Consider the following 12,997-nt stretch of genomic DNA (forward strand, 5'->3'; position numbering starts at 1 on the left):
TCGTGACGGTAAATGGATACGATCGCGGCGACCTCGACCGGAGGGGGAGCCGCATGACCGGACGACGTGGACGGATCCTGCTCGCCGTCACAGCCGCCGTCGCCGTCCTGCTGTCGGTCGGGCTCGCCCTGCGCCCGGGGGACCGGCCGGAGCCGGCGACGGCCGGCCGCACGGCTACCCCGACGACCGCCCTCCCCACCGACGCCCCTGCGGTAATCGTGCCCGGCCGACCGGGAGAGCCCGCCGTGACCCGGCCCGCGCGGCAGGCCCGCGACGCCGGCGCACCCCGGTACAACACCCCCGACGTCTGGTTCGTCCGGATGATGATCCCGCACCACCAGCAGGCCCTCCAGATGGCCGAGCTGGCCCCCGACCGGGCCGCCAGCGCGCAGGTCAAGGCGATCGCCGCCCGGATCCGGGGCGCGCAGGGCCCGGAGATCGGACTGCTGCGCGGCTGGCTCGACACCCGGGGCCTGGCCGCCGACGAACCCGGGCACGACCACGGCGGAATGCGCGGCATGCAGTCGCCCGGGGCGATCCGGCAACTCGCCGACGCCCGGGGAGCGGCCTTCGACCGGCTCTTCGTCCAGCTGATGACGGCCCACCACGAGGGCGCGGTGGCGATGGCCACCGAATTGCTCTCCGCCGGTGCCGACCAGCAGCTCAACGAGTTCGCCAACGCGGTCGCGACCGAACAGGCCGTGGAGATCGCCCGGCTGCGCGAGCTGGTCTGACCGGCGACCGGCCCGGCCCGCTCCGCGTCGACCGCCGCCCCGACCGGACCCGCCGCCCCGACCGGACCCGCCGAGCGTCGGACCCGCCGAGCGTCGGACCCGCCGAGCGGGGGCAGCCGTCCGGGCCGGGGCACTACGCTCGGTCACCGTGAGCCGTACCCTCTTCGGTCGCCCGCTGCGCGGCGTCGCCTTCGACGTCGGCGTCAGCGCCCTGGTGGTGCTCTCCATCCTGGTCACGGCGGCCCAACCCGCGACGTCGGCCGTGCCCGGTGGCTGGGCGGTCGCCCTGGTCGGCCTCGCCATGGCGGTGGCCCTGCTGTTCCGCCGCGGCCACCCGTCACTGGTCGCGACGGTGGTGGCCGGGCTGGCGCTGATCCAGGTGCTCGCCGGCTGGGGTCCACTGCCCTACGACCTCGCCGTGCTGATCGCCCTCTACAGCGTGGTCAAGTACGCCGACCGGCTGCGCGACGGGGTGCTGGCCGGGGCGGTGGCCGCCGTCGGGGTGCTGCTGGCCGCCCCGCAGGCCGGGGCCAACGTGGTCTGGTGGGCCACCGCGATCTACTTCGGGCTGGTCACCGGCGGCGTGTGGCTGGCCGCGCTGAACGTCCGCACCCGCCGCCTCTACGTGCTCAGCCTGGAGGAACGGGCCGCCACCCTGGAGCGGGAGCGCGAGGCGGAGGCCCGCGCGGCGGTGGTCGGCGAACGGGCCCGGATCGCCCGCGAGCTGCACGACGTGGTGGCGCACAGCATGGCCGTGATGATCGTCCAGGCCGACGGGGCACGGCTGCTGTTCGACCGGGATCCGGAGACCGCCCGGCACGCGGTCAAGGTGGTCGCCGACACCGGACGGCAGGCGCTGGAGGAGATGCGGCGGCTGGTCGACGTACTGCGGGAACCCCAGCCGCCGGAGCCGGCGACCGACCCCGACGCGACCGCCCCCACCGGCGACCCGGAACGCCGCCGCGCCACCGTCGCCGAGCTGCCCGCGCTGGTGGGCCGGTTCCGCGACGCCGGCCTGCGGGTCCGCTACCGGGCCGAGGACGTGCCGGCCACCCTGCCCCCCGGGCTCGACCTGACCGTCTACCGGGTGGTGCAGGAGGCCCTCACCAACGCCCTCAAGCACGCCGGCGTCGGCGCGGACGTCACGGTCGGGCTCCGTGTCGAGGACGACCTGGTGGTCCGGGTGACCGACGACGGGCGCGGGCGTACCCCGGTCCGTCCGGCCCCCTCCGGCGGCCACGGCCTGGTCGGGATGCGCGAACGGGTCGGGGTGTACGACGGTCGGCTGGTCGCCGGCCCGCGCAGCGGTGGCGGGTGGCAGGTCGAGGTCCGGCTGCCGCTACCGTCGACCCCGGACCCGGAGGTGATCGCGGCATGACCGTACGAGTGGTGATCGTGGACGACCAGGCGCTGGTCCGGGCCGGCTTCAAGATGGTGCTGGACTCCCAACCTGACCTGGAGGTCGTCGGCGAGGCGATCGACGGCGCGGACGCGCTGCGGGTGCTGGCGACGGTCGAGGCCGACGTGGTGGTGATGGACCTGCGGATGCCGACCATGGACGGGGTGGAGGCGACCCGCCGGATCTGCGCCGCCTCCGCCGACGGCCGCCCGCGGGTGCTGGTGCTCACCACCTTCGACACCGAGGCGGACGCGTTCGCCGCGCTCCGCGCCGGAGCCAGCGGCTTCCTGCTCAAGAACGTGCCCCCGGAGGAACTGCTGGCCGCCATCCGGGTGGTCGCCGAGGGGGACTCGGTGGTCGCCCCGTCGATCACCCGCCGGCTGCTGGACCGGTTCGCCGCCCGGCTCGGTCCGGCCCCGGCCGAGGACCCGCGACTGGCCCAGCTCACCGACCGGGAACGGGAGATCCTGCTGCTGGTCGCCCAGGGCCTGGCCAACGCCGAGATCGCCGCCCGGGTGCACGTCGCCGAGGCGACCGTGAAGACGCACGTCGGCCGGATCCTGGCCAAGCTCCAGCTCCGCGACCGGGTCCAGGTGGTCGTCCTGGCGTACGAGAGCGGCCTGGTCACCCCCGGCGGCTGAGCCGGGTGCGACCTGGGTCGTACGGGTCACCCCGGTCGGGGACGACCTGCGGCGCAGCCGACCCGAGCGTCCGGGTGGACGCGGGTGTCTCCGGCGCTGCCTAGCGTCGGAGGCGACCCGCACCCCGTCGACCGGGAGTCCCGATGTCCGTCCCCGTTCCCGTACCCTTTGCCGGCCGCCGCGCGCCGGTCCCGCCCGCCGCCGGCCGGTCCGTCGCGGCCACGGTTCCCGCCACCGGTCGGCGGTGACCGGGATGCGGCGACTGACCCTGCGTACGCTGCGCGCCGACGCCCTGCGGCTGCTGCTCTCCTCGGTGGCGATCGTGCTCGGTGTCGCCTTCGTCGCCGGCACGCTGATGCTCACCGACGGCATGCGGGCCGGCGCGTACCAGCGGGCCGGCGCCTTCGACCGGCACACCGACCTGGGCGTGTACGCCGGCCGGACCGCCCTGCCGCCGTCCCTGGTCGACCGGGTCCGCACGGTCGACGGGGTCACCGCGGCGGCCGGTGAGCTGACCGCCCTCGCCGGGGTGGTCGGCGTCGACGGCCGTCCCGTACCGGGCGTCGGGATGCTCGCCGCGATCCCCACCGAACCCGCGTTGCGCTCGTACGACGTGGTCGCCGGCCGGCTGCCCGACCGTCCCGGCGAGGTGGTCCTCGACGCGCCCACGGTCGCCACCGAGGGCTTCGTGCTCGGCGGCGCGGTCGGCGTCGGCGGTGCCACCGGCGCGGCCCGCCCGTACACCCTGGTCGGCACGGTCGACGTGGCCGGCACCAGCCGGGACATCGGCGGACCGTTCGTCGGGCTGGTCGGCGCGGACGCGCTGACGGTCAGCGGGGAACGGGGCTACGGCCGGATCCTGGTGGCCGGCGCACCGGGGGTGTCCGGGCCGACGCTCGCCGACCGGGTGACCGCGGTGGTCGGCGGGGACGCCACGGTGAAGTCGCGCCAGCGCATCCTCGACGAGGCCGTCGGGGCCGCCGTGCGTGACCTGGACCAGTTCCGCCTGGTGCTGCTCATCTTCGCCGGGGTGGCGGTGGTGGTGGCCGGCTTCGTCATCGCCAACACGTTCGCCATCGTGCTCGCCCAGCGGACCCGGCGGACCGCGCTGCTGCGCCTGGTGGGGGCCCGCCGGGGGCAGGTCTTCCGGGCCGCGGTGCTGGAGGCGGCGGCGCTCGGCCTGGTCGGCTCGACCCTGGGGGTGACGCTCGGCGGCGCGCTGGCCGCCGGGGCGGCGGCCCTGGCACCCCGGCTCGATCTGCCGGTCTCCGACGGCCTGGCGCTGACCGCCCGGACCGTCGGGCTCAGCCTGCTGCTCGGCGTCCTGGTCACCGTCGGGTCCGCGCTGCTGCCCGCCTGGCAGGGCACCCGGGTACCGCCGATAGCCGCCCTCACCGCCGCCGCCGGGCAGCCGGCCCGGGGGGCCGGGCGGATCCGGTTGACCGTCGGCGCGCTGGTCGGCGTCGCCGGCCTCGCCGCGCTGGCCGGGGCCGCCGCCGTCGGCCAGATCGTCCTGGTCGCCGTGGGTGGGGTGCTGGCCTTCTTCGGCATCGTCCTGTTCGGCCCGTGGCTGGTGCCGGCGCTGGTCCGGGTGCTGGGCCTGCCGTTGCGGCCGGTGCTGGGGGCCACCGCCGCGCTCGCCGTGGCCAACGCGGCCCGTAACCCGCGTCGGGTGTCGGCCACCGCCACCGCGCTGGTGATCGGCATCGGGCTGGTCTCGGCGTTCGTGGTGGGCGCCGGCAGCGTCAAGGTGGGCATCGAGCGCGGGGTGGACGCCCGGATCGGCGTCGACTACGTGGTCACCGGCCTCGGTGGTGAGCTGCCCGCCCGGCTCGCCGGTGAGCTGGCCGCCCGGCCCGAGGTGGGGGTGGTGCACGAGCAGCGCAGCCGGGTCGTCGACGGCGTCGAACTGCGCTCGGCGCATCCGGCGCTGGTGCGGCGTACCCTCACCGGGGTGGACGCCGGGGACGTCGCGGACCTGGCATCGGGGTCGGTGCTGGTGCACCGCGACCTGGCCGCCGCCCGGGGATGGCGGGTGGGCTCGACGGTCACCGTCGCCGGTCGTCCGTTCCGGGTGGCCGCCGTGGTCACCGCCGACGGTCCGACGTCGCCGGGGGCGCCCGCCGGGCACGTGGTCGACCTGGCCGACGCCGACTTCACCGCGCTCTACCCCGGCGAACGCGGGCACCTGGTCGAGGTCGACCCGGCCGACGGGGTGTCCGCCGCGCAGGCCCGCGCCGCCGTCCAGGCGGTGGTCGCCCGGTATCCGACGGTGAACCTGCTGGACCAGGCGGCCTACAAGAGGACGCTCACCGGCACGGTGGACATGCTGCTCGCCTTCGTCACCGCGCTGCTCGGCCTGGCCGTGGTGATCGCCCTGGTCGGCGTCGCGAACACGCTCAGCCTCTCGGTGGTGGAGCGGACCCGGGAGAACGCCGTGCTGCGCGCGGTGGGGCTGTCCCGGGGCCGGATGCGCCTGCTGCTGGCCGTCGAGGCGGTGCTGACGGCGCTGGTCGGCGCGCTGCTCGGCACCGCGCTGGGGGTCGCCGTCAGCGCCGGGACGGTGGCCTTCGTGGCCCGGCTGGGCGGTGGGTTCACGCTGGTGCTGCCCTGGGGGCGGCTCGGGCTGATCCTGGCCGTGGCGGTGCTCGCCGCGCTGGCCGCGTCGGTGCTGCCCGCCCGGCGGGCGTTGTCCCGCCCGGTGGTGGAGGCGCTCGGCGTGGAGTGAACCCGGCGGACCGAGCTGCGCCGCGTCCGGGTTCCCGGGCGCGGCGGGCAGCGGTCAGAGCCGTTCCACCATCTCCCCCCGGCACCGGTCCCGGGTGTCGAAGACGTACCGGGCGTGCCGGGTGACCAGGTCGTAGTCGAAGCTGTCGTGGTCGGTCACCAGCACCACCGCGTCGGCCGCCGCGACCTCCCGCGCGGTCAGGTCGACCACCACCACCCCGCCCGGGATGTGCTGCGGCGCGGCGTACGGCTCCACCGCGTGCACGTCCGCGCCGAGCGCCTGCAACCGTCGGGCCACGTCCACCGCCGGTGAGTCGCGCATGTCGCCGGTGTTCTTCTTGTACGCCAGCCCGAGCAGCAGCAACCGGGCCCCGTTGACCGGCCGGCCGATCCGGTTCAACCCGGCCATGACTCGCTGGGTCACGTGCTCGGGCATCTGGTGGTTGATGTCGTCGGCCAGCTCGATGAACCGGAACGGCCGACCCAGGGTGCGCTTGACCTGCCAGGACAGGTAGCACGGATCGATCGGCAGGCAGTGCCCGCCGACGCCCGGCCCGGGGCGGAACGGCATGAACCCGAACGGCTTGGACGACGCGGCCTCGATGGCCTGCCAGGCGTCGATGCCGAGGTGGTGGGAGGCCATCGCCAGCTCGTTGATCAGCGCGATGTTGACCTGGCGGAAGGTGTTCTCGATCAGCTTGGTCAGCTCGGCGACCCTGGTGGAGTCGACCGGTACCGTCCGCTCGACCAGCCGGCGGTAGAAGCCGTCCACCCGGGCCAGCGACGCCGCGTCCACCCCGGACACCACCTTCGGGGTGTTCTCCAGCCGCCAGGTGGGGTTGCCCGGGTCGATCCGCTCCGGGCTGTAGCCGAGGTGGAAGTCACCCGGGCTGCGCAGTCCGCTCGCCGCCTCCAGCAGTGGCCGGAGCAGGTCCTCGGTGGTGCCCGGGTAGGTGGTCGACTCCAGCACCACCGTGCAGCCGGGCCGGACGTACGGGCCGACGGCGGTGCCGGCCTGCTCGACGTAGCTCAGATCGGGGGCTCCCTCGCGCAGCGGGGTGGGCACGGTGATGACGCAGATGTCGAAGCCCTCGGCGTCCGGGTACTCGGTGCTCGGCCGGTACCGGCCACTGGCCAGCGCCCGGCCCAGCCGGTCGGCCGGGATGTCCTCGACGAACGACTCACCGGAGGCGAGCCGCTTGATCCGGTCGGCGTCGACGTCCAGCCCGACCACGTCCAGCCCGGCCTCGACGGCGCGCATGGCCAGCGGCAGTCCGACGTATCCCTGACCGATGACGACGAGCTTCTCTGTGTTCACCTGGGCTCCCGTGGCAGATGTGTCCCGCCGAGGAGCCTAACTGGCGATATAGCGATCTAAGTCCGTTTTGGTATTTCCGGGCACTCGTGGCCCGGAGCGGGTCAGGTGCCGGCCGGCGGCGGATTGTTACCGCCCCCGCCGCCGGAGTCGGCCGTGGTGGGCGGCGGGTCCACCGGGGCCGGCGTGGTGGTCGGCGGCGGGTCCACCGGGGCCGGCGTGGTGGTCGGCGGCGTGCCGACCGGGGTGGTCGGTGCCGACGTGGTCGGTGCCGGCGGGGGCGATCCGCCCGGCAGCGGCGTCGGGCTGACCGACACCGACGGCGACGGCTTCTGGTTCTGGTAATCCGGGCGGTTGGTGCGGTCCGGCTCCTCGGAGCCGGTCTCCTCGGTGACCGTGGGCAGCTCGCTCCGGTCGGTGGGTGCCACCGCCGGCCCGGTGTCGCGGATGTTCGGCGTGCCGCTGTCGAGCGACTTCGTGGCACCCAACGCGGCACCGAGCGCGGTCAGCGCCACCAGCACCGCGGCCAGTGCGCCGACCAGGGAGCCCCGGCGGTTGCGCCGCGACCGGGGGCCGCCCACCGTCGTCGCGGCGCGGGACGGGCCGACCCGCGGGCCGTTCGCCCCGGACGGGTCACGCAGCGGCGGGGTCACCAGGGCGGTCAGGGCGGCGGTGCCGTCACCGCTGGCGGCGCGGGCGGCGGCGGCCATCTCGGCGCCGGTGGCGAACCGGTCCGCCGGGTCCTTGGCCAGGGCGCGTGCCACCAGGGCGCGGACCGGCTCCGGGATGTCGGCCGGCAACTCCGGCGGCTCGTCGTCGAGGTGCCGCACGGCCACCTGGAGCGGATTGTCCCCGGTGAACGGGGGTTGCCCGGTGAGGCAGCAGTGCGTCACCGCGCCGAGGGCGTAGATGTCGGTGGCGGCCGAGACCGGCCGCCCGGACGCCTGTTCCGGCGCCATGTAGAGGGCGGTGCCGGGCACCGCGTTGGTGCTGGTGATGCTCGTCACATTGGTGGAGCGGGCGACGCCGAAGTCGACCAGCACCACCGTGCCGTCCTCCTGCACCAGCAGGTTGCTCGGCTTGACGTCGCGGTGCACGATCCCGCCGGCGTGCGCCGCGTGCAGGGCCTGCGCGACCTGCGCCACGATCGACATGGTCTCGGCCACGTCCAGGTGACCGGCCGACTCGATCCGCCGGGACAGCGGCTCACCCTCGACGAACTCCATGACCAGGTAGTCGGCCCGGGTGCCGTCGGCGAGGCGGTCCTCGCCGCAGTCGAAGACCTGCACGATGCCGGGGTTGCGCAGCGCGGCCATGATCCGCGCCTCGGAGCGGAACCGGGCGATGAAGTCGGGGTCCGAGACCAGCGCCGGCAGCAGCACCTTCACCGCGACCTGGCGGCCGAGCACCAGGTCGGTGGCCCGCCACACATCGCCCATGCCGCCGGTGGCGACACGTTCGTCCAGGCGGTAGCGACCGCTGAGCACGAGCTCGGATGACAACACCCCCATACCGTACCCAGGGTCCTCCCGTCCGGCAGATGCCGATATCCCTTCGGTGCACTCGCGGGACGACCGGCCGGGTCCGTTCTGCCGCGGTGGCTGGCGTTGGGTGGTCGGGAGACCACCCGCCGTCACCGTCCGCTCCGGCCGACCCGGCCGTGACCTGGGGCTTGCGGTCGGTACGCCCCGGTGGCGATCCGTGTCACGCCGACGCGCCGTCGGCCCGGCCGGATTCATCTCACCCCGACCGCTCCGCCGCCGACTTGCCTCCATCGACGGTGTGCTCCTAATGTTGGCCGCCCCGCTGCCCGTGCCGCGTCGCCGTTGCGACGCCGCACTCCCGCGGCGGTGTGCGGACGGGTCCTCGGCCTGCGGTGCCGGGGTGCGATCGGGTTCAGCGGGGGACTGAAGGTGCGCGAGAGGAACCGCCTGCCGGGCTGCGGCTTGCGTCCGCCCGTCATCGGGCCGCCTCAGCCGGTGGGAGCGGTGCGACCATGACCGATGACCTGCTCAGCCGGTGGGAGCGGTGCGACCATGACCGATGACCTGGCCGGGACGGTCGCCGCGGCGCAGGCCGGTGACGAGGAGTCGTTCCGGCTGCTCTACCGCAGCCTGCAACCGGGCCTGCTGCGCTATCTCACCGCGCTCGTCGGCCCCGACGCCGAGGACGTCGCCTCCGAGACCTGGTTGCAGATCTCCCGGGACCTGTCCCGGTTCACCGGCGGCGAGTTCCGCGCCTGGGCGGTGACGATCGCCCGGAACCGGGCCATGGACCACCTCCGTCGGCAGCGTCGCCGTCCCTCGCTGCCGGTTCCGGTGCAGGCGCTCACCGACCTCGCCGGGGACGCCGACACCGCCGAACGGGCCGGTGAGACGATCGGTACCGAGTCCGCGCTGGCCCTGATCGCGACCCTGCCGCCCCGGGAGGCGGAGGCCGTGCTCCTGCGGGCGGTGATCGGGTTGGACGCCCAGACCGCCGGACAGGTGCTCGGCCGGCGACCGGGCGCGGTCCGTACGGCCGCGCACCGGGGGCTGCGCCGGCTGGCGGCGTTGCTGGAGCGACCGGACGCGGCGCAGCCCTCCGACGACGAACGGGCCGCCCCGCCCCGACCCCGGCCGACGCCGCACGCGTCCCGGGCTGAGCCGGCGGACGGCTGACGTGAGGGGAAACTGGATGAACTTCCGCCGCCCGGCCCGGCCCGGGCGGACGGTGGACCGGGCCGAGGCCGAGCGGTTGCTCGACGCGACCGGCCTCGGCGTGCCGCCGTCCGCCGACGATCCGCTCGCCCGGCTGCTGGCCACCGCCGCGGCCCCGGCCCGACCCGGGGAACTCACCGGTGAGCAGGCGGCCGTGGCGGCCTTCCGGGCCGCGCGGGGGGCCGCGGCCCCGGCGTCCGGCGTCCGGCGGCGTCGGCTGACCACTGGCGTGCTGGCCTGGATCGCCGGGCTGGCCGCCACCGCCACCGCGGGGGTGGCGTTCGCCGCCGTCACCCTCGACGACCGGCCCGGCGAGCGGACCCCCGGCCCCGTCCCGTCCGCCTCGGACACCGGATCCACCAGCCCCACCCCGCACCGGCCGGACCCGTCGCGCCGACCCACCGCCGCACCGGGGGGCACCTCGCCGGGTGCCGCCGTCCCACCCGCGACCCCGCCCCGCGGGAAGCCGGCGGGCGACGGCAGGTGGACCGGACAGTGCCGGGCCTACCTGGCCAAGTCGCCCGAGCAACGGGCGAAGGCGCTGACCAAGCCCGGCTTCGCCGGCCTGGTCGATGCCGCCGGTGGAGCCGACCGGGTGGAGGCGTACTGCCGGGCACTCGTCCCCGACCATCCCTCGGCCGGCGCTCCCGGCCCCGCCACCGGTGGCCCCAAGGGCGGCACCGGTCCCAAGGGGGGTACCGGACCCGGCAACGGTAACGGTCCCGGGGGCACGTCCAGCCCCGGTCCGGGCAACTAGTCGACGAGGCTTCGCAGAATGTTTCTTCCCCCCGGGCCTGCGGTATCGGTCTGTTAGACAGAGGATGGAGGGACGGGGCGGTCTCCACCGTCGGCCTGCCCGACCGGCCGGTGGGGTCGGATCCCCGTCTCGGGAGGGGGTCGCACCGTGGTGACATCGCCGGAGCTGGACCGGTCGGTCGTGCTCGGCGAGGTGTCCGGCGCCGCCGGACACCTCGCCCGGATCTGCTTCAAGACCGGGCCGCCGACCCTGACCGGCGTCGAACTGGAATGGACCGTCCACGACGCCGCCGACCCCGCCCGGCCACTGGACCGGGCGCGGCTACGAGCGGCACTCGGGCCGCACAGCCCACCCACCCTCGACGACACCAGCCCGGCCCGCCCCCTCCGGCACGGCAGTACCGTGACCGTCGAGCCCGGCGGGCAGGTGGAGGTGTCCACCGCGCCGCGATCCTCGGTCGCCGCGCTGGTCGCGGCCACACAGGCCGACATCGACGAACTTGACGCCCTGCTCGGCCGCGCCGGGCTGGTGCTCGGACGCAGCGGCATCGACCCGTGGCGCAGTCCGCGTCCGGTGGTCGACACCCCGCGCTACCGCGCCATGCGCTGCGTCTTCGACCGCCGGGGGCCGGCCGGGCAGACCATGATGTACAGCACCGCCGGCCTCCAGGTCTGCCTCGACGTCGGGGAGCCGGCCGGGCTGCCCGACCGGTGGGCGGCGGTGCACGCGATGGGACCGGCGCTGGTCGCGGCCTTCGCCACCGCCGGCCGGCACGCCGGTCGGCCCACCGGATGGGCATCGGCCCGGATGGCCGCCTGGCTGGACATCGACCCGGCCCGCACCGGGCCGGTCTGGTCGGCGCACCAGCCGGACCGCGACCCGGTGGTCGCCTGGACCGAGTACGTCCTCGCCGCGCCGCTGCTCTGCCTGCGGCACGCCGGCCCGGACTGGACGCCGCCGCCGGGGATCACCTTCGCCGACTGGATCGCCGGGGCGCTGCCGTTCCCACCCACCACCGACGACCTGGACTACCACGTCAGCACGCTCTTCCCGCCGGTGCGCCCGCGCGGCTACCTGGAGGTCCGCTACCTCGACGCCCAGCCCGGCCGGGACTGGACGATCCCGCTGGCCGTGCTGACCGCGCTGCTGCACGACGACCGGACGGTCCGGGCGGCCCGGACGATCGCCACGCCGGTGGCCGACCGCTGGCATTCCGCGGCCCGGCACGGACTGGCCGACCCGCCGCTGGCCGCGGCCGCCGCGGCCCTGCTCGACCTGGCCGGGCGGAGCCTGTCGGCGCTGGACCTGCCGGCCCGGACCCACGACGAGATCGACAGCGGGATCCGGCGACGGATCGCCGCCGCGGAGAGGGGGGACCGGTGACCACCACCGAGGAACCGGGCACCGAAGCCGAGCCGCTGCGCAGCAGGATCGCCGCCGAACTGGCCCGGACCCGGGCGCGCACCGACGCGCTCACCACCGCCGTCGACGACGACGAGCTGGTCCGTCAGCACTCGACCCTGATGTCCCCGCTGGTCTGGGACCTCGCCCACGTGGGCAACCAGGAGGAGCTCTGGCTGGTCCGTGACGTCGGCGGGCGGACGCCCGTCCGCCAGGACATCGACGACCTGTACGACGCCTTCAAGCAGCCCCGCAAGGACCGGCCGGCACTGCCGCTGCTGCCCCCGGCCGAGGCGCGGGCGTACGTGGCGACCGTCCGGGACAAGGTCCACGACCTGCTGGACGGCATCCGGTTCACCGACCGGGCGCTGGTCGCCGACGGGTTCGTCTTCGGCATGATCGTGCAGCACGAGCAGCAGCACGACGAGACCATGCTCGCCACCCACCAGCTCCGGGCCGGCCCGCCGGTGCTCGACGCGCCCCCGCCCCCCGAGCCCCGGGCGCGGGTCGCCGCCGAGGTGCTGGTGCCGGCCGGGCCGTTCACCATGGGCACCTCGACCGATCCCTGGGCGTTGGACAACGAACGGCCCGCCCACACCGTCGAGCTGCCCGCGTACGTCATCGACGCGACGCCGGTGACCAACGGGGCGTACCGGGAGTTCATCGCCGACGGCGGATACGACGATCCGCGCTGGTGGAGCGAGGCCGGCTGGCGGCACCGCACCGGAGCCGGGCTGACCGCGCCGATGCACTGGCGGCGCGACGGCGACGGCTGGGCCTACCAGCGGTTCGGCCGGTGGGCACCGGTCCGCGACGACGAGCCGGTGGTGCACGTCTGCTGGCACGAGGCGCAGGCGTACGCGAGCTGGGCCGGCAAACGGCTGCCCACCGAGGCGGAGTGGGAGAAGGCGGCCCGCTGGGATCCGACGACCGGCCGGTCGCGGCGCTGGCCGTGGGGCGACGACGAGCCGACCGCCGAGCACGCCAACCTGGGGCAGCGGCACCTGTGGCCGGCGCCGGTCGGGGCGTACCCGGCGGGGGCGTCGCCGCTCGGCGTGCACCAGCTCATCGGCGACGTCTGGGAGTGGACGTCCAGCGGCTTCCACGGCCACCCCGGGTTCGCCGTCTTCCCCTACCGGGAGTACTCCGAGGTGTTCTTCGGCGGCGACTACCGGGTCTTGCGCGGCGGGTCGTTCGGCACCGACCGGGCGGCCTGCCGGGGCACCTTCCGCAACTGGGACCACCCGATCCGGCGGCAGATCTTCAGCGGCTTCCGCTGTGCCCGTGACGCCCGGCCCGAGGAGGCCCACGGGTGACCGGCGGA

The 12,997-nt window shown here is 75.6% G+C and carries 10 protein-coding genes; 8 read left to right on the plus strand and 2 right to left on the minus strand.

All coding sequences use genetic code 11. From position 1 onward, the window contains the following. Positions 1-53 precede the first annotated feature (53 nt). The 4 genes from O7612_RS14405 to O7612_RS14420 all read left to right on the plus strand — a co-directional run bounded on the left by O7612_RS14405 (position 54) and on the right by O7612_RS14420 (position 5,502). Complete coding sequence (locus tag O7612_RS14405) at positions 54-734, plus strand: DUF305 domain-containing protein (RefSeq protein WP_282273733.1); 681 nt, start codon at positions 54-56, stop codon at positions 732-734. Positions 735-882: 148 nt separating this feature from the next. After that, entirely contained in the window at positions 883-2,112 is a 1,230-nt protein-coding gene (locus tag O7612_RS14410; protein WP_282273734.1) for a sensor histidine kinase, read from the plus strand. Then, the gene (locus O7612_RS14415; RefSeq protein WP_282273735.1) at positions 2,109-2,774 is read left to right on the plus strand and encodes a response regulator transcription factor; all 666 of its coding nucleotides are present in this window, start codon (positions 2,109-2,111) and stop codon (positions 2,772-2,774) included. The genes O7612_RS14410 and O7612_RS14415 overlap by 4 nt, the downstream gene beginning before the upstream one ends. 253 nt (positions 2,775-3,027) lie before the next feature. After that, complete coding sequence (locus O7612_RS14420; protein ID WP_282273736.1) at positions 3,028-5,502, plus strand: FtsX-like permease family protein; 2,475 nt, start codon at positions 3,028-3,030, stop codon at positions 5,500-5,502. 54 nt (positions 5,503-5,556) lie between these two features. Here the strand turns inward: O7612_RS14420 and O7612_RS14425 are convergent, their stop codons facing one another. Next, positions 5,557-6,819 (minus strand): nucleotide sugar dehydrogenase, encoded by a 1,263-nt coding sequence (locus O7612_RS14425; RefSeq protein ID WP_067310386.1) that lies wholly within the window; start codon positions 6,817-6,819, stop codon positions 5,557-5,559. A gap of 101 nt (positions 6,820-6,920) precedes the next feature. Beyond that, positions 6,921-8,321, minus strand: coding sequence for a serine/threonine-protein kinase (locus O7612_RS14430; protein WP_282273737.1), 1,401 nt, complete (start codon positions 8,319-8,321; stop codon positions 6,921-6,923). A 531-nt stretch (positions 8,322-8,852) separates the two neighbouring features. Here O7612_RS14430 and O7612_RS14435 point away from each other — a divergent pair. The 4 genes from O7612_RS14435 to egtB all read left to right on the plus strand — a co-directional run bounded on the left by O7612_RS14435 (position 8,853) and on the right by egtB (position 12,989). Further along, entirely contained in the window at positions 8,853-9,476 is a 624-nt protein-coding gene (locus O7612_RS14435; RefSeq protein ID WP_282273738.1) for an RNA polymerase sigma factor, read from the plus strand. Between the two features lie 16 nt (positions 9,477-9,492). Beyond that, complete coding sequence (locus O7612_RS14440) at positions 9,493-10,272, plus strand: hypothetical protein (RefSeq protein ID WP_282273739.1); 780 nt, start codon at positions 9,493-9,495, stop codon at positions 10,270-10,272. 147 nt (positions 10,273-10,419) lie between these two features. Beyond that, a complete protein-coding gene (gene egtA / locus O7612_RS14445; RefSeq protein WP_282273740.1) occupies positions 10,420-11,655 on the plus strand; it encodes an ergothioneine biosynthesis glutamate--cysteine ligase EgtA in 1,236 nt (411 codons plus the stop codon). Beyond that, positions 11,652-12,989, plus strand: coding sequence for an ergothioneine biosynthesis protein EgtB (egtB, locus tag O7612_RS14450; RefSeq protein ID WP_282273741.1), 1,338 nt, complete (start codon positions 11,652-11,654; stop codon positions 12,987-12,989). The genes egtA and egtB overlap by 4 nt, the downstream gene beginning before the upstream one ends. The last annotated feature ends 8 nt before the right edge of the window (positions 12,990-12,997 follow it).

Source organism: Micromonospora sp. WMMD987 (genome assembly GCF_029581435.1).
In the GTDB taxonomy this organism is placed as follows: Bacteria; Actinomycetota; Actinomycetes; order Mycobacteriales; family Micromonosporaceae; genus Micromonospora; species Micromonospora rifamycinica.